This window comes from Vibrio sp. 10N, from assembly GCF_036245475.1.
Classification (GTDB): Bacteria; Pseudomonadota; Gammaproteobacteria; order Enterobacterales; family Vibrionaceae; genus Vibrio.
On the sequence record NZ_BTPM01000001.1, the window covers coordinates 3,279,971 to 3,298,779 of the forward strand.

13 protein-coding genes are annotated in these 18,809 nt (G+C 43.8%); 12 read left to right on the forward strand and 1 reads right to left on the reverse strand.

Annotated features, from left to right (window positions below; translation table 11 throughout):
- Positions 1 to 113: 113 nt before the first annotated feature.
- Positions 114 to 4,670 (reverse strand): FG-GAP-like repeat-containing protein, encoded by a 4,557-nt coding sequence (locus AAA946_RS15180; protein WP_338165567.1) that lies wholly within the window; start codon positions 4,668 to 4,670, stop codon positions 114 to 116.
- Between the two features lie 459 nt (positions 4,671 to 5,129).
- Between AAA946_RS15180 and AAA946_RS15185 the strand changes: the two genes are divergently transcribed.
- From AAA946_RS15185 to wecA, 12 genes are all read left to right on the forward strand, one after another.
- The gene (locus tag AAA946_RS15185) at positions 5,130 to 6,170 is read left to right on the forward strand and encodes a hypothetical protein (protein WP_338165568.1); all 1,041 of its coding nucleotides are present in this window, start codon (positions 5,130 to 5,132) and stop codon (positions 6,168 to 6,170) included.
- Positions 6,167 to 8,200, forward strand: coding sequence for a rhamnan synthesis F family protein (locus AAA946_RS15190; protein ID WP_338165569.1), 2,034 nt, complete (start codon positions 6,167 to 6,169; stop codon positions 8,198 to 8,200). The genes AAA946_RS15185 and AAA946_RS15190 overlap by 4 nt, the downstream gene beginning before the upstream one ends.
- A 6-nt stretch (positions 8,201 to 8,206) precedes the next feature.
- Positions 8,207 to 9,064: a hypothetical protein gene (locus AAA946_RS15195; RefSeq protein WP_338165570.1), complete on the forward strand. Its 858-nt coding sequence runs from the start codon at positions 8,207 to 8,209 to the stop codon at positions 9,062 to 9,064.
- Complete coding sequence (locus AAA946_RS15200; RefSeq protein WP_338165571.1) at positions 9,061 to 10,233, forward strand: glycosyltransferase 61 family protein; 1,173 nt, start codon at positions 9,061 to 9,063, stop codon at positions 10,231 to 10,233. The genes AAA946_RS15195 and AAA946_RS15200 overlap by 4 nt, the downstream gene beginning before the upstream one ends.
- A gap of 308 nt (positions 10,234 to 10,541) precedes the next feature.
- The gene (locus AAA946_RS15205) at positions 10,542 to 11,393 is read left to right on the forward strand and encodes a hypothetical protein (protein WP_338165572.1); all 852 of its coding nucleotides are present in this window, start codon (positions 10,542 to 10,544) and stop codon (positions 11,391 to 11,393) included.
- 40 nt (positions 11,394 to 11,433) lie between these two features.
- Entirely contained in the window at positions 11,434 to 12,084 is a 651-nt protein-coding gene (locus AAA946_RS15210; protein WP_338165573.1) for an ABC transporter ATP-binding protein, read from the forward strand.
- Positions 12,085 to 12,199: 115 nt separating this feature from the next.
- Complete coding sequence (cysD, locus tag AAA946_RS15215; protein ID WP_338165574.1) at positions 12,200 to 13,108, forward strand: sulfate adenylyltransferase subunit CysD; 909 nt, start codon at positions 12,200 to 12,202, stop codon at positions 13,106 to 13,108.
- Positions 13,109 to 13,253: 145 nt separating this feature from the next.
- Positions 13,254 to 13,598 carry a four helix bundle protein gene (locus AAA946_RS15220; RefSeq protein ID WP_338165575.1) on the forward strand — a complete coding sequence of 115 codons (345 nt, stop codon included), beginning with the start codon at positions 13,254 to 13,256 and terminating at the stop codon, positions 13,596 to 13,598.
- 97 nt (positions 13,599 to 13,695) lie between these two features.
- Positions 13,696 to 15,105, forward strand: a complete 1,410-nt coding sequence (gene cysN / locus AAA946_RS15225) for a sulfate adenylyltransferase subunit CysN (protein WP_338165576.1) — start codon at positions 13,696 to 13,698, stop codon at positions 15,103 to 15,105.
- Between the two features lie 124 nt (positions 15,106 to 15,229).
- Entirely contained in the window at positions 15,230 to 16,942 is a 1,713-nt protein-coding gene (locus AAA946_RS15230) for an SLC13 family permease (RefSeq protein ID WP_338165577.1), read from the forward strand.
- 79 nt (positions 16,943 to 17,021) lie between these two features.
- Positions 17,022 to 17,657 carry an adenylyl-sulfate kinase gene (cysC, locus tag AAA946_RS15235; RefSeq protein ID WP_338165578.1) on the forward strand — a complete coding sequence of 212 codons (636 nt, stop codon included), beginning with the start codon at positions 17,022 to 17,024 and terminating at the stop codon, positions 17,655 to 17,657.
- Positions 17,658 to 17,740: 83 nt separating this feature from the next.
- Positions 17,741 to 18,808, forward strand: a complete 1,068-nt coding sequence (gene wecA, locus AAA946_RS15240) for a UDP-N-acetylglucosamine--undecaprenyl-phosphate N-acetylglucosaminephosphotransferase (protein ID WP_338165579.1) — start codon at positions 17,741 to 17,743, stop codon at positions 18,806 to 18,808.
- Position 18,809 lies beyond the last annotated feature (1 nt).

Consider the following 18,809-nt stretch of genomic DNA (forward strand, 5'->3'; position numbering starts at 1 on the left):
AACTTCCATGCAATCCAGGTAGTTTGACTAAGGTGTTTGCGAGCTTTTCAAAGCAAACAAAAAAGCCCAGAACACACTGGGCTTTTTGTCATTATTTTAGCAATACTTTTTAGCTACATTTGAACAGCTTTTTGGTTGTGTAAGACAGTGCGGCCATCAGCACCACTGACCCCTAAGACCTTTGTAGCAAGAGCGGTTTGGCTTTCCCCTATGATGATTAAATCCTGAACGCCGTCTCCGTTTAGATCACCAGTATTGATTGTGACATCCTCCCAAGTATCAGGCAGAGTCGTACTTGAAACTGTCGAACCTGTTGAGCTTCCACGAATCGATAATTGAAGTATACCGGTCTTTGAATCTCGACCAACAAGTACGATTTCGGCAAGCCCATCACCATCTAGGTCAGCAATTTGCTCAATATGCACTTCACTCCATAGCTTCTTCCAAGATAGGTTCTGCAATCTAGAGTTATCGCGACTTGACGTAATCAACATTTTATATTTGGCATCGGTACCCTCTCCAGACTCACCAAATAGAGCGAGTTCATTCAAGCCATCGCCATCTCTATCATTTACAAATACAAGACGTACATGCTTTAGATCTCCTGGCCAAGCAGTTTTACCCGCAAAACCTAAACGAGAGTGTCCATGTTTCGCTACCATCTGATAGCGCCCATCATCACTGCGCTTCGCAAACAGCCCCACATCTCTCGTGCCGTCACCATTAAGGTCTTGAAGTAGAGTCGCTGTACCCTTGCTCCACACCGAGTTCCAGTTGTACACCTCTAGTCGTGATGTATTGCTACCATCAAGAACAAACAGCTGTGCTTTACCGTTGCTCTTCCTGTTGCCGAATAGCGCGATCTCAGGTACGCCATCATCGTTTCGGTCATCTAAGGCAAATAATTGGACATCTTTCCAAAGATCAACCCATTTGTATGTGTTAATGATACCTTTGTCATCACTACTTCGAACAATAAGCTGGTTTGTTGAATTTAGCTTATGTTTACCTGCAATAGCATAGTCAGCCTGGCCATCGAGATTAAGATCCGGAACTTGGCGGAATTCAACGTCATTGAGCGTATTGCTCCAATTCCACATACCCAGTAACTTCATAGAAGAAGACACTTCTATTACAGCCAGAACATACCTACCCTTCACTTTATCAAAGCCAAAGACTCCTGCTTCTGCAACCCCATCATTGTTTCTATCTTCTAACTCAATCAGAGTAGGATTCTGCAAGGAAAGTTCTAGAACAGTTTTATGAACTCCATTTGAGCTAGACCAAATAACAGTGACCGTATCATTGCTCGATGCATCAAGCGCCAACACTTCCGACTTACCATCCTTGTTCACATCACCCCAAACTTTCGCTTGTACGTAATCTTCAACAAAGTCCTTCGAATCAAGCGGATTGGTGCCATTGTTTAGCTCGTCAAAGTCACTAACACCGTCACCATCACTGTCGCTGTTAGACAGGCTCGTACCCAACACATATTCCATTAGGTTTGACAGGCCATCGCCATCAGCGTCATTGAGAGCATCAGTTGCATCGAGTGGATCTAGATTGTTATCGATCTCAAACTTATCAGGAATACCATCACCATCGGTATCGTCTGAGCGCGGATCTGTACCAGTGAAGAACTCTTCTAGGTTTGTCAGTCCATCGTTGTCGATGTCTTGATTAGCGTCTGCAGCATTGTATGGATCGAGCCCGTGGCTGTATTCCCAAGCATCGGTTAGACCATCACCATCACTGTCTAGACCATCTAGGTCGATTGGCATGACGATGTCACTCAACCAAACGGTATCTTCGTTCTCGTTGGTTTCATCATCTTTGATGTAATGCCAGCTGACCGTATGCTGACCCTGTTCAATATCCACAACAAACTGAGTCCAGCCATTGACACCGGAGAGCTCAGTAGTTTCCACTTTTGTACCATCGACTTTGAGGTAAAGCTTATCGTACTTTTTCTCTGTCGAGGCCTTTGCCCAGTAGACGATAGAACCATTGTGGAATTTAGAGGTTAGCGTGAGTGTGTCTTCACCACCATCGGCATGCGTGGTTGACTTAACGGCATGGCCATTTCTTGAATCCACACCAGACGTCACCGCCCAACCTTGGGAAGCGAAGCTAACGATGTCTTTATCATCCGCAAATGTGAATAAGCGATACTTATCACGAGTCGGGACAGACTGCGCGTTGTTATCAAAGCTTTGAGCTTGATACTCAACAAACAGAGGGTAGCCATCGTTGTCACGATCCACCAGGCCATTATCAGGTAAGTTAGGATCAGTGCCATTGAGCAGTTCGTATTCGTCGCTCAGGCCGTCATTATCGTCATCTGTATCTTCGTTATCGCCGATGCCATCGTAGTCGGCGTCGAAGTTTTCTTTAGGGTTAGCTGGGAAAGCATCTGCGCCATCGGCAATACCATCACCATCACGGTCGTAGTAGGACCACTGCGTTGGGGTTAAATAATTCGCATAACTGAGCCATACGCTATCATTGGTTACAGTTCGACCCCACATATACAATTCATTGGTATCAAGTCGTGTTCCTACTGTAAAGTTATCTCCAGCAGATACTTCTTGCCAAAGGCCCTCAACAGCTTGCGGCTTAGACTGATCGTTCTGATGACCAAGACCTAATTCACCGTAATCATTGTCACCCCAAGCATACAAAACGCCACTTGTCTTGATCGCAAAAGAGCTGTAGCGACTTACAGCAACCTTACTCCAATCTGATTTCGTCCCCACTCTTGTTGGCAACACAATATTATCAGTAGTATCACTGCTTACTTGATTGTGGCCATTGAGGCCCCAGCCCCAGAGGCTTCCATCTTTTTTTATAGCCAGCATATGTGAGCTATGAGCAGTGTCTGCAATAGCGACCCAATCGCCGCCAGCATTAAGCGGCGTTGGCGTAGATATCGTACTTGAAGTATTGCCGAGTCCTAATTGTCCATAGCCATTGTATCCCCAAGCCCATAGAGAACCATCCGATTTACGTGCGATGGTGCTATTTAAGAAGGCGGAAACTTCGACCCAAGTATTATCATCTCCTATCTGAACAAAATCATCGGAGTAGGCGTTATACCCATAATTACCATCACCAAGTTGACCATAGCGGTTGTAACCTCTCGCCCACAATGTACCATCACTTTTGATTCCGACAGCATGGTAAGTACCAACACTTATCGCCTGCCAAGTATCATCATTGATCGGGTATGGCGTATTTAAATAACTAACTTCTTCTGCGGTCAGCAAATTATAACTATTGTCGCCCCACCCCCAGAGACGGCCATCGCTGTTAATGGCCATTGTAGTATATACACCAGAGGAAACGTCAATCCATTGACTTAAGGATGGACGTGATGGTGTAGCTTTGTGCACATCATCATTGATACCTAAAAGGTAGGAACTTCCTTGCCCTCCGCCCCAGAGCACACCACTTGCATCGAGTACGTAATAGTGATGCCTACCCGCGCTTAACGCTTTACCCGCATAGCTTACTTGATAAGAAGGTGTTACGAATACAGAACTGGAATATGTCGCACCTAATGCGAAATGGCCACTGCTATCTGAACCTGTTGCCCACAGAACACCTTTTTCATCAATCACATAAGTAGAGTAGATGTCTGCCAAGACCTTATTGGCTGTCGCAGTAAAATCAACCTTCTCGGGTTTATATAATGTGGAAGTATTGTTTCGCCCCAACTGCCCAGACGAGTTGTAACCCCAGGTCCAAACCGAGCCATCGTTTTTGGTTGCAATGACATGATCATCGTAGGCAGAAACACTCTTCCAATCTGTTGAATCATCGATTTTTGTCAAGCTATTGGTTTGACGCACATCGTCACCGAGACCCAGTGCACCTAAATAACTATAGCCGTGAGAATAGATCTGCCCCAATTCATCAATAAGGATGACAAAGTCATCACCAACGGCAATATCAACCCAAGCATGATTGCTCGCCATCTCGAGCGGATTTAGTGAGTTGCGAAGAGCAGTGTCCCCTGTTGTAAACAAACGGCCATCTGCAGTAAGAATCAAGGTTGCACTTCCGTAATTAACAACCTTTTGAACGGTTTCGTTTGGCAATAGCGCGACAGGGGCGCACTGGTCTGTTGAAGACCCGGTGCCTAAACGACCATTGCTACCTTCACCCCAAACCCAGAGTTTACCGCTATCAGTAATAGCAAAAACTGAGTCGTCATTGGCGTACACGCTAGACCAAGTCTGGTTACTGTCCACCAACATAGGGGTGTTCACCGTATCTTCGGACAATCCTGTCCCTCTGCCTAGGTCACAATGCTCACTATCGGTCCACCAGTCGGACTCGTAGTGCCCTGTCCAAGAATAGAGATCGCCACTCTCTGAAATCGCAAACGAGCTATCCTGCGTAACAGCAATATCTTTCCATTTAGTGACATCTGGTACTAAGTTACTGAGAGAGAGAGGCGTGGTTCTTCCATTTAACTGACTTCCTGTATTCGGAACGAAGTTTTGCTCTGCACCAATCCCAAATAACTGCCCCTCACCATCAATCATTAAAGAATGGTTCGACCCGCGATCAATATCTAAGTAAGTCGTTGTGGCCGCAACCGTCTGCCCTGCCAAACCCACGGCTGACAAACACACGATCGGCACTATTCGCCTTGTTTTCATACCAACTCCATTTTGACGTAAAAATCACAAAATATTGACAATGGTTGATATTGTTACACAATGAAACAGGTAGCAGTTACCGTACGGGCATATTGACTGCCGTTATATATAAAATATGTGATTTACATCAATAATATACAGAATACCTATCTTTTTATAAAACCCGCCACATCGAGCAGCCCAATGCAAGATAACCACCCAATAAGCACAGCAAATGAAACAAGATTAGTAACATTCTAAGCCTTTCATTAAGCTCTCTAGTCCCAGCGACTCGCTGGAGATATTGCAGCTGAAAAAGTCATCCTGTATCCTCTATTGTCATATTGAAAATCTATCGTTCCTGTTTTCAATAAACTTACTCGAAAAACAAAAGACTACGCAAAATGGATGCGTCAATACTGTGAAACCATAGGGCGGTAGCGTTCCCAATCACAGCTTACGGCTAGGACAATGTATTAAATGGCTATAGAATCACTGCGACAGGTGGGGCAAACCTTCGCCTCTCCTGTACTTACTTTCTTTTCTCAGCAACTCGCTCAGTTTCCCTCCAATCACTACTTTTTTCTTGCCCGCGAAGGATATTGGCTCGAACAAGCTTACGATACTTATCAGCACGCACGCGGTGTAAAGACAAACTCTCAATATCTACTGGCATCTCGAGCTTTTCTGTTCAAGTTAGGCCTTATTGAGCCTAAGAGTTATGACATTTCACTCGACTTCTCTTTCTCGGGTAGTCTTTATGAGCTAATGCGCACGCGCTTTATGCTCAGTGATGTCAGCATCCGTAAACTGTTCGATGAGAAACAACAAACGAAAAGTATCGTATTACCCCACGACTTAGAGAAAATTGCTCAACTGCTGCAGGAAAAACTTCCACAACTAGAAGCAATCATTGCACCATCAATGAATGCCTACCGTCACTATCTATCAAGCCTTGGTTTTTTCGACCATAAGCAGGTTCATTTAGTTGATCTTGGTTACAGTGGCAGCATTCAGACACTGCTAAGTCTGCTATTTCATGTCGATTCGGTAGGGCACTACTTAATTGCCTCAAAGCCAGGTCAACGCACGCATAACGGCAACCAATTAACTATGAAAGGCTACTTAAATGAGGGAAGTAAGCTTGGCGAAGGTTACACGCCATTGGATCGCTCAATGCTGTTGGAGGCTGTGCTGACAGCTCCAACAGGTCAGTTTCAGGATATTCGTTTTGATGAAACCGGTGAGCAAACCTACCAGTTTTTCTTTGGACGTAAAGTTCGCTCACAGCATAACTTCCACACGCTGGAAGCGATGATGAAAGCCGCTCTTGAAAGCATCGAGCAACATTCCGTTCTCGATATTTCATTTGAAAAACAAGAAGTAGAGCAAATTCTCACTTCACACATGAAAAAACAAGGCATGTTCCCGCGCAGTTGCTGGGAAGTATTTTCTCTCGATGATGACATCGCAGGAGAAGGCACACTGGACGCATTAGATTTTTGGGGACTAAAACGATGAACTACCGAGCAATGGTAAAGCACAAATTACCACTGGCAGAAAAACTGCTGCGTAAGAACCCAATGTTAATGCGCTTGGCAGTGAGAACTGAGTCTCACCTCATCAAACGACAACTTAAAAAGCAAACCAAACAGCTGCAAGGCACCGTCGCCGCGCTATCCACCGATCAAATCGAGCTGCTACAAGACGCAAAAAAACAAGGCATGTTCGACCGTAAGTGGTACGAAGATGTCCAACAGCGCGTATTTAATAGCGAACTTGAGGCATTTGGTGACTATCTAAGTAAAAGCCGCTTTTGTGGTGTGAGCCCAAGTCCAGCATTCGATAACCTTCACTACTTAAAAGCCAATACAGATGTCTATCACTCTGGGTTACCACCGCTAGCCCATTATCTCGCTACCGGCAGTCACGAGGGACGAGCTTCACGACCGTTCTTGCCGAACTGGACACCAACCGACAAGCTGACAACCCCTATAGACATCAAGGCGATTGAGTCATTAAATATCGCCCTTTGCCTACATGTGTTTTACGATGACTTTCTCGATTACTATCTCGAATGCCTAAAGACTTTCCCGACAAAAGTAGATGTCTTTGTGTCGGTGACCAGTGAAGCGTCAAAAAAGCTCGCTGAAACGAAGCTAAATCAATGTGATAACGTCAAGAAACTTGAGGTCGCTATTGTGCCGAACCACGGGCGAAATTTCGGGCCGTTACTGGTCGAGTTTGCCGAGCAATTGATGCGGTATGATCTTTTTGCTCACCTCCATTCTAAGAAGTCTCTTTATTCTGGTCGCCAACAAACACAATGGGCAGACTATTTAGGTGAGTTCTTGCTCAAAGACTCGCATCGTGTCGCTCAAATGCTCACGTATTTTGCTCAAAACAAAGACTGCGGCATTTATTACCCAACATCGTTTTTCATGATGCCAGATTGGGTAAACCACTGGCTTAAGAACAAACCTTTTAAGCAGCGATTCTTTGAAGAATGGCAGATCGAACATCATGACGACTTCCTTGCTTACCCTGTGGGTGGAATGTTTTGGGCAAGGCCTTCGGCTCTCAAGCCGCTGTTAGACAAAACCTACCAATACGATGATTTCCCGGCCGAACCGCTGCCCAATGATGGCTCAGAGCTTCATGCACTTGAACGTTGTATTGGCCTGCTTGCAGAGAAAACCGGTCACAAGCAACTGTTTTATGTACCAGAGTTAGGTTCTTTTACTCATGATAAAAGTTTTGTCTTCTCAAATTATGTGAATACAAAACAGCAACTTATGGATAAGGTCAGACCTTTTGACATCATCTCATTCGATGTGTTTGATACATTGGTACGTCGTAGCCACTTCGTCCCAGATTACGCCAAGCTTAAGTTCGGGCAACAGCTCGAAAAAGAGGGACTGGTCGCCAGCGCCCATGAATTCGTGAAGCTTCGCAACAACGCCGAGTTTGAAGTGCGTAAAGAGACAAACTTCCAAGGCGACGTGAATATTTTTCAAGTCTATGAAAAGCTAGGTCAGCACTTCGACTGGTCAGCCGAGCAAGCGCAGCAATACGCTGAGGTGGAATTTGGTCACGATCTAGCGATGATTGAAAGCAAAGACGAAATCGTAGACATATTAAACACGCTCATTGGCGCAGGAAAAACGGTCTACATTATCTCTGATACTTACTACAGTGAGCATCAAATCGTACTCATGCTGCGTAAAGCAGGGGTCACCAATGGCTATCAGCTTTATGTCTCCTCAGAGATGGGACTGCGCAAAGACAACGGCAGTATGTGGTCATATATGCAAGGTCACCTTAAAAACAAGGGCAGCTTCGTACACATTGGTGACAATGCCGTCGCCGATGCACAAATCCCCGGTGATTTTGGTTTGGCGAACCTCCATATCCTAAACCCACTTGATAAGTGGCAAGCAGCCGGCTTTGATAACCCTCTCGTCGGTAAAGATGAATTAAACGAACGATTAATTGCAAAATGGGGGCCAATGATTAGTAGCTTTGGTCGTTACCCGTTTTTTGGTGAATAACCCATTATGAGCATCAATCTAAATCAACCTAAGACCCTTATTTTCCACCCTGGAATTGGTAAAACAGCAACAAGCGCAATTCAAACCATAGGACTTGAGTTACCTACAAACAATTCGGGACAGGCCTGTTTTTCACCGTATGGCGTTTATGGCGGTGCACACAATCATTTTGCCTCTGTTCATCCTGGGTTTAGCCCAGCGATTTTTGAAAAGGAATGGAAGGAACTACTCAACTTTGCTGTTAACAGAGATGCCAGCACCATAGTCTCTAGCGAATTTTTAATTCGAGACAATGCAAATCATATCGGATATATGTTAAAGGATGCGCTAAAAAGTGGCTTACAGGTCAAGGTATTGTTTGCAATAAGAGATTACACCGACTATCTAAAATCCGCTTACCTTCAAGCGGTTAAGGTGCAGTGGGGACTGCGCCAAAATGAGCATATTTTCGATTTTTGTCATCGAGAACTGAATCAGATACGTCTCCCTGAAAAACTCGATATCTGGGCAAGGCATATCGGTGACGAAAATATTTACGTTAAAGAGTTTACTCGTGACTCTAAAGATTTTGTTCGGAGCTTTTTTTCTGACATTGACATCACATTGCCTGACGAAATATCGACGAACCAAAAGGTCAACTCTTCCATACCTTTTGAGGCAGCCCAAACACTGCGAGCATTTGATCGAGTCTGTAACGATGTAGAAAAAAGAAAGGAGTTGATCTCATTTTTGTCAAACATCGACTACGATGGCAAACATCAACAATCGGTCAGTAATAAAATAAAGAAAGAAATCACTCGTAATACTTATCAACATGACTGTGAACGATTAAAAGCACGATATCAATGGATTGAAAACAAATGATTGAAATGAACTACCAAGATCCTGTGGCTCGAAGAGTCAAACATGATTACTCTTTAAAACTTAAAGACCATATTACTCCGATATGTGGTTCAGATATCAGCGATACGCGCCTTTATCAATCTAGTTTTACTAAGTTCACTCCTAGGTACCAAATAGAAGATAACGTTCTACTACTACCTTATAATGAATCTTATCACATCCCTTCTAGCGGTTTTTTCGAGCATTGGGCATATGATAAGCACCTTAACCCAATTCTTATTGCTGATCACTACAAACCTGTGTTGAGAGGATATCGAGATCACTCACAAGTGCCTATTTATCCTTTCCGAAAAAATTTGCCAAAAACTTATTTGAGCGGTAGCTATTACTATATGGGGATGCTCAATCCACACTATGGACACTTTATCCAAGAATCAATTACTCGTATTTGGCTAGCATTGAAGAAACCAGGGATTCTACAAGAAAACACTAAGTTTGTATTCCATGTCTTTAGTAACTTTACTAAAGAAGCTGAGGATAAATTCTTTCAATCCAACTTAATGGAGTTCTGTCATGCACTCGGGTTGCAAAGAGAAAATATCACGTTCGTAAGAGAACCTACGATTTTTGAGCATATGGTTATCCCAGAGTCATCGATCTCTGTAAGCGATGGGAACTGTTATCTATCAGACGAAGCAAAACATGTGTGGAACACAATAAACCGCAACATGTCAAACAGCAATAACAGCGGTTCAAACCCACCTAACAAAAAGATCTATCTAAGTAGAAAAGCGGTGAAAAACCCTATTCAAGGGCGTATCTTGGAGAATGAAGGTGAAGTGGAACGATTTTTTGAAATTTCTGGGTTTGACATTGTTACCCCTGAGCTATTAACCCAAAAAGAGATGCAGACTATTCTATCTGAGACTTCTTTTATAGCGGGAAACCCTGGTTCTGGTCTTCAAAATTCATTTTTCATTCCACACGCAGCGACCACTCTGGGGTTAACTTGCTTGCCTATAATGAGAATTAACCCAGGTCTAAATCACCAAGTAAACACCGACCTGATTTGTGGTCATCGTAGCCTTGGATATTGTACCCCTGATGATTTGATATCAGTATCAAGCAATGAAATAAAATGGCGCATAGACATAGAAAATTTGGAACGTTCACTTGAGTTGTATTTATAATCGAGGTAGTTTTGTTTAAGCACGTTATCATCCACCTGGGTCTACATAAAACAGGCACAACTTCAATTCAGAGAACGCTTAGAAAGAATCACAACGCACTACTAAATAATGGTATTGCATACCCTCAGCTCACCATAGCTACGTTCAAACCAGCCAATCATTCTTGGCCTATAATAAATCTAGTAAGTGACAAACCCTCTTTATACCACCTAAATATAAGACACAGAATTAAACAGATAGAAATTTCAACATCAAATAGCTCTAACCTAAACGAGTTACAAAGTCTATCTTCGACAAGTAGAACTCTCTTGATTTCTGCTGAGGGGATATCAAATTTAGATACCCCTCATCTTGAGAGGTTAAAAAAACTGATTGAGTCTATCGCCGATCAAGAAGCAACCTTTGAGTTTCACTACTTCAAACGAGATATTGGTAACTATATTACCAGTGTTGTTCAAGAACGACTAAAAGGTGGAACGTTGGAGCAATCTATCTTTGATGGGCTAAATGCAAGCAAAATGAGTAATGACTACTTGCGCATTGATGCTCTCAAACGCACTTTCCCTCAATCGATAATCACTGAACATAGTTTTGAAGAAGCATGTAAATATAAGCGTGGATTAGAGCAATATTTCCTCGAAAAAGTAGTAGGTTACAAGCAGTCATATAAATCAGTCAAAATGAGTAATGAAAGCTTGAGCGCCCAATCTTATGAACTTATTCAAAACTACATATCAAACTCCAATCAATATCAGGAAGTCCCTCTATCAGGGAGTGACTATCAAAAAAATATACACCTACTATCTATGGTTTCTGGCGACAAGTTCAGGCTAAACCATAGGCATGTCAAAGGTATAACAGCACTCGACAATAAGCACCTTCTTGAAGAAAATATTTTATCATCGCATGTAAAACAACCAGAAGACTGTTGGGAAAAATTTGATTTCAACAGCACATGCAAGCACTTAATAATAGTAAACAATGAATGTCGAAAGATATCACTAAAATACTTGAGCAATGTTGCTTTAAACTTCAAAAACAACTCTCCAACAACATCAGCCAAGATCATATCATTGATAATCACAGTAAAACTTGGAGTCATGGCGCGTTCGATATTAAAAGCCTCGAAAATTAAGTTAAAAAAAATCCATTCAGAATGAAAACTTGCCAAGAACTATATCCACAAGCAAAGGATACACGATGATTAGAGCTAGTAACCTTACCAAATTCTATCCTTCAGAGCTTGGGAATCAGTATATTTTTGAGAACCTAAACTTCACCTTCCCGAGCAACCGGAATATCGCTATTTTGGGCTCTAACGGCGCAGGCAAGTCCACGTTATTTAGAATCCTTGCTGGCAGTGAATACCCAAATAAAGGCAAAGTGGTCACTGACAAATCCATTTCTTGGCCTGTCGCCTTGGCGACGGGTATTCACCCACAAATGACCGGACGAGAAAATACCCGCTTTATCGGTCGAGTGAACGGTGTAGACAACCTAGCGGAATACGAAGAAAAAGTTAGAGACTTTGCAGAGCTTGGCATCAAGTACGATCTCCCTGTCAAAAGCTACTCCAGCGGTATGCGTTCTCGCTTGGCCTTTGGGTGTTGCATCGCTATCGATTTTGACGTCTATTTGATTGATGAAGCGACCTCCGTTGGGGACCCCAAATTTAAACGTAAGGCCAAACAGGCGCTATTAGACAAGTCTCGAACAGCGAACGTGATCATGGTGAGCCATGACTTAAAGGAAATTCGACAATTTTGTGACAGCGCCGTTATTCTGCACCAAGGGAAGCTCGAGTACTTCGAGGACTTAGAGCAGGCTTTAGAGGTATATAGCTCACTTTAGGAGTGTATGGATTGATTCTCTCTCGACTTAGTCGTGAGTCCAACTTATGATAGCCACTGGCTAGATATCTAGAAGGAATGCAAACAGGTTTCGACCTTTAGCAAAAACAGACACTATGGAAAACAATAGACTTACCCACCTTAAGGCTTTAGAAGCTGAATCCATTCAAATAATGCGCGAAGTTGCCGCTGAATTTGATAACCCAGTCATGCTTTACTCCATCGGTAAAGACTCATCGGTTCTACTACATTTAGCGCGAAAAGCGTTTTACCCAGGAAAGATCCCTTTTCCGCTAATGCACGTTGACACTAACTGGAAATTTAAAGAAATGATTGAGTTTCGTGACCGACTGGCAGAAGAGTATGGTTTCGATCTCATCGTACATAAAAACCAACGCGGACTGGACATGGATATCAGCCCGTTTGTTCACGGTAGTGCAAAGCACACAGATATCATGAAAACAGAGTCGCTCAAGCAAGCTCTAGACAAGCATGGCTTTGATGCGGCATTCGGCGGCGCAAGACGCGACGAAGAAAAATCGCGAGCTAAAGAGCGCGTTTACTCGTTCCGAGATAAGAACCATCGCTGGGATCCGAAAAACCAACGTCCAGAACTTTGGAATATCTACAACTCTAAGGTAGAAAAAGGCGAGAGCATCCGTGTATTCCCGCTTTCTAACTGGACAGAGCTCGATATTTGGCAGTACATCTATCTGGAAAATATTGAAATTGTTCCTCTTTACCTCTCTGCTCCGCGCCCTGTTGTCGAGCGAGACGGTACTCTGATTATGGTCGATGATGAGCGTATGCCACTTAAAGAGGGCGAAGAACCAGAAATGAAAATGGTTCGCTTCCGTACACTTGGGTGTTACCCACTGACTGGCGCCGTTGAATCTGAAGCGCAAACGCTGCCTGAAATTATCCAAGAAATGCTTCTTTGTACCACTTCTGAGCGCCAAGGGCGCGTCATCGACCACGATTCTGCTGGCTCGATGGAGAAAAAGAAGATGGAAGGTTATTTTTAGAGCGAGTAGCGAGTAGCGAGTAGCGAGTAGCGAGTAGCGAGTAGCGAGTAGCGAGTAGCGAGTAGCGAGTAGCGAGTAGCGAGTAGCGAGTAGCGAGTAGCGAGTTAGTATATGCTGAAGCGTCCTACATGCAAGGGTGACGAAGATGAACTATGAAAGGCTTGATGTTTGGCGTAAAAGCGTCGCACTGACTACTGAAATTTATTCTTTAATGAAAGATAACCGTGATTTTGGGTTTAAAGATCAGATCTGTCGTAGTTCTGTCTCTGTACCAAGCAATATCGCAGAAGGCTGCGAACGCTTATCGCGCAAAGAAAAAGCTCACTTCTTAGCCATAGCGAAAGGCTCTCTTGGCGAGTTAAAAACCCAAGTCATCATTGCAAACAATATTGGCTACATTGCTCCAGAACCGGCAATGAAACTCAAGCATGAATGCGACACTATCGGTCGTATGTTAGGTGCTTTAATCAAAAGAACTCAAGGAACATAAACGAATTTAAGTACAGACACGCCCAATAGCAAAGCGTCCCATAGCGAAGCGACCTCTAGCAAAGCGTGCAGTCACTAAAATTCCAAAGGAATTAAAAATGTCACACACATCAAATCTAATCGCTGAAGATATCCAAGAATATCTTCGCGTTCACGAAAACAAAGATCTGCTGCGTTTTTTAACGTGCGGCAGCGTTGATGATGGTAAATCAACACTGATTGGTCGACTTCTGTATGATTCAAAGATGATTTTTGAAGATCATATGTCAGCGATCGAAAAAGACTCAAAGCGCTTCAATACCACCAACGAAGAGTTCGACTTGGCGCTCTTAGTGGATGGTCTACAATCTGAACGAGAGCAAGGTATCACTATTGATGTTGCATATCGCTACTTCTCTACAGAACAACGTAAGTTTATCATCGCAGACACTCCAGGACACGAGCAGTACACCCGTAACATGGCCACAGGAGCTTCTACGTGTGACCTTGCAATCATCTTGATTGATGCTCGACACGGTGTACAAGTCCAAACTCGTCGTCACAGCTATATTTGTTCATTGCTAGGCATCAAGCATATCATTGTTGCCGTGAACAAGATGGATATTGTGGACTACGACCAAGATGTCTACAAAAAAATTAAAGATGACTACCGTGAGTTTGCAAAAGATTTAGAGTTCACAGATGTGCGCTTTGTGCCTATTTCTGCGCTAAAGGGCGATAACGTGGTCAACGAGAGTGAGCATATGCCGTGGTATCCTGGCTCCCCTCTTATGAAGCTTCTAAACTCGGTCAACATTCATCGTGGTGGTTTTGAACCGTTCCGATTCCCAGTTCAATATGTAAACCGCCCTAACCTAGACTTCCGCGGCTTCGCAGGAACAGTCGCTGCCGGGGACATTCGTGTCGGCGATTCTGTTGTGGCACTGCCTTCGGGCAAACAAAGTAAAGTAAAATCGATTGTAACTTTTGATGGCGACCTTGAAAAAGCACACGTCGATCAAGCGGTAACTATTACTCTGGAAGATGAAATCGATATTAGCCGTGGTGACATGCTGGTACGACCGCATGAGCAACCGCAATCTAGTCAAATCGTTGATGCTGATGTTGTGTGGATGGCAGAGGAACCATTGCACGTTGATCGTCAGTATGAAATTAAGGTCGGTGCCAAATCAGTCTTTGGGGAAGTGCAAAGCATTTATCATAAAGTTGATGTCAACACGATGGAGAAAGAGGAGGCCAATCAGCTCGCTCTGAATGAGATTGGCCATTGCCAAATTACCTTTACCGAGGCTGTGACTTTTGATGCGTATAATGAAAACCGCTCGACTGGAGCCTTCATTATCATCGATAGACTCACTAACATCACTGTTGGTGCGGGCATGATTCGCAATGCCCATAAAAGTCTAATTTCAGCACAAGCACCGAGTGAGTACTCTGAGTTTGAACTGGAACTGAATAAGCTCGTGACTAAGCACTTCCCACATTGGGGAGCTAAGAAACTGAAATAGCGTCAGTTTACAAATGGTAAAGCCCTTTGTCGTCATTTGACGACAAGGGCTTTATACGGTTAGGTTCACAACACAAATAAACACCAGAGTACCTATCCGAACCCACTCACCCAAGGCTTATTCAATGTTGGTACTTATTGTATTTATTCTCACTATTGCGGGGTTGATTCGCTATCAACAAAGACCCGCGATGGTTTTTGGCGTTGCTTTTATGGTGCTGTTTGCATCCAACGCTGTATCCGCTAATGACGTACTCAATAGTATGTCTAACCAGGGACTCCTCACTCTTGTATTGCTAATGCTGTGTTCATTAGCGCTAGAAAAAACTCGCTTACTGCGACTTATCGCAACAAAAGTCCTTCACCAAAGTTACCTTCAAACTTGGCTTCGTCTATTTGGTATCACCGCCACTACTTCAGCCATCCTGAACAATACGGCTGTCGTCTCTACCATGCTCGCCCCGATAAGAAATAACCCTTACCACCCCGCGAGCAAGCTACTTCTTCCACTGTCGTACGCGGCTATTTTGGGCGGTACGCTCACTCTAGTCGGTACATCGACCAATCTCATTGTTAACAGCCTAGTTTTAGATTTTGGACTACCGTCACTGAAATTCTTTGACTTCACCAAAGTCGGGCTTATGTTGGTTGTTGCTTGCGGTTTAACATTACTCATCTGCAACCGCTGGCTACCAGCCTATCAACAGACAGCTAGAGAGTCTAAAAGCTACTTCATTGATGCTAAAGTCCTGGGTGGCTCCAGTCTAATTGGTCAATCCATCCAGCAGAATGGCTTACGTCATCTCGAGTCGTTATTTTTGGTTGAAATAGTTCGTAATGGACAACTGATAAGTCCAGTTACTCCCACTGAGCGATTGCAAGAAAATGATAGACTTATCTTTAGTGGTGATATCAACAAAGTCATGCAATTGAGTCAGTTTGATGGCCTCAAAACCTTCGCGCATGACAATGGTTTACCGCTTAACAACCTTACTGAAGTCGTTGTCAGGCCAGAGAGTAGCCTTCTGGGTCAGTCGCTAAAAAAAGTTGGGTTTCGCGCCAAATTTGACGCTGCCGTAGTGGCCATACGTCGCGATGGGCAAAGGATATCAGGCAAGCTAGGTGACTCTAAAGTCATGGCTGGTGATGCTCTAGTTCTCGCGGTCGGCCCTGACTTTAAAAATCGACAAAACTTACAGAAGAACTTCATCGTTGTCAGCGGGCATGAACCAGAAGTCATGCTTTCAGGTTACAAAGAACTCCTAACCTGCTTCGGTTTTTTAGGTACCATTCTCTTGTCTGCTTGCGGAGTAGTTTCACTGTTTAAGGGCGTTTGTTTACTTCTTGGCGTTCTACTCATTTGTAACTGCTTGAGTGTCTCGGAGTTACTTCGTCGGTTCCCGGTCGATATTTGGTTGATTATTGCTACCGCACTAGTGCTATCTCAGGCCATGTCTAATGCTGGAGGACAGCAAGTTTTAGAACACTTTGTTCAACATTACTTGAATGATCTGTCACCGCTTACTGCTGTTATTGTGGTTTACATTCTTACCTGGCTTCTGACGGAACTGGTCACCAATAATGCAGCGGCTGCCCTGTTGTTCCCTGTTGCACTTGGCTTATCTGAGGCACTTGGAGCGAACAATACGGCTTTCATCATGGCGGTTGCATTTGGTGCTAGCGCTAGCTTCATAAGCCCCTACGGTTATCAAACAAACTTAATGGTATTTAATGCCGGAAAATATAGACTCAGCGACTTCGTAAAAATCGGGGCTCCCGTTAGCATCGTCTACGGCATAACGACGATTGCCGGCATTTATTGGGTATATGGCCTATAGCCAATACGCACTAAGTTTGAACAAATACAATGTTACTGATTGGAAAAGTAACACATAGAACAGTTTATAAAGAGGAACTATGACTTCACCATATATCGAGAAAGACACTCAGAATGAAAAATCAAGTGATGTCGTCTGGCACCTAGCTTCAGTAAGCCACAACGAGCGCGTGTCGCAACTCGGACAAAAGCCCGCGATTTTGTGGTTTACGGGACTGAGTGGCTCAGGAAAATCAACGATCGCTAACGCTGTTGACAAGATGTTATTTGATCTAGGTATCAAAACGTACCTCTTAGATGGCGATAATATTCGCCATGGCTTGAATGGTGATCTAGGTTTTAGTGACAGTGATCGAGTAGAAAATATCCGTCGCGTGAGTGAAGTTGCAAAGCTCTTTGTTGACGCAGGTATCATAGTTTCAACTGCCTTTATTTCCCCTTTTACTTCTGACAGAAAAATTGCGAGGGATCTTGTTGACTCATCTCAGTTTATTGAGATTTTTATTGATACACCTCTCGACATTTGCGAAGCTCGCGACCCGAAAGGCTTGTACAAGAAAGCTCGAGCAGGTGAAATCAAACACTTTACAGGTATATCGTCGGCTTATGAGGAGCCAAAAGCTCCTGAGATACACGTAAAGTGCGGAGAAAAAAGCATCGAGCAATGTGCGATTCAAATCGTAGAGTATCTTCGAGAAAACAATTACATAAAGTAAGTGAGCCTTCAACAGGCCAAAGTGACACAAAGATGTCACGTTAATAACTCAAGATAATAAAACACAACGTTAAGGAACGAGTAGTGCTTACAACGACAGCTGGTGTGCTCACGGTATCAACCTTGAGCCTGTTATCAATGCGCAAAGCCGCTTTACATTATGGTTTTGTGGATAGCCCATGCAGCAGAAAAAGGCATTCAGGTGAAATACCGCTAGTGGGTGGCGCTTCTCTGTTCGTTTCTGTTGTTTTTATCTGCTTGGCACAGCCCATACTCGTTCCCATGAGCTATGACTACCTTATTGGGGGAGCGCTTTTAGTCCTCGTCGGTATGTTCGATGACAAGTATGATATTTCAGCGAGCTTGAGACTTGTCTTGATGCTCTTCTTGGCTATTTGGCTTGCAAACGTTGGTGGGCACAGCATAAACAACCTTGGAGACTTGGCGGGATCCGGCAAGCTGGATATAAAAAGCTTTAGCGTTGCGTTCACGGCAGTCGCATTGATAGGGTGCATTACTGCATTCAACATGGTCGATGGCGCTGATGGGCTATTGAGCGTTCTTGCGAGTGTTACTTTTCTTGGTCTAGCGGCAATATTCTATGCCTCTGGTGAGTTGAATCTGACTTACTTTTGTTTGCTGTTTGTCTTGGCAATGGTACCTTATGCCATCTGCAACCTAGATATTATCCCAAACCGCTCTTTACGAGTATTTATGGGTGACTCTGGCAGTTTCCTAATTGGATTTACCGTTATCTGGCTGATGATCGCTGCCACTAAAACGTCCGGAGAGCCTTCAGCAGAACCCATTATGCGGCCTGTTACTGCACTTTGGCTGGTTGCGGTGCCTCTCATGGATATGGCTATGGTGATGTTGCGAAGAATGAAAAACAGACGTTCGCCATTTTCAGCCGATCGTCTGCACTTACATCATATCTGCACGCGACTAAAAATGGGACGTTACCAGAGCCTACTCATAATTGGCGGGATTTCTCTAGCACACGCACTTGTTGGGATAGCCGGAGAATTATTGCAAGTTCGTGAGTCAATCATGCTGGCTCTGTTTCTGTTATCGTTCTCTCTGTATGTTATCTCTATAAGTTATGTATGGAAATTTACTACTTTCCTGAGGCACCGTTTGAATATTCACTAAT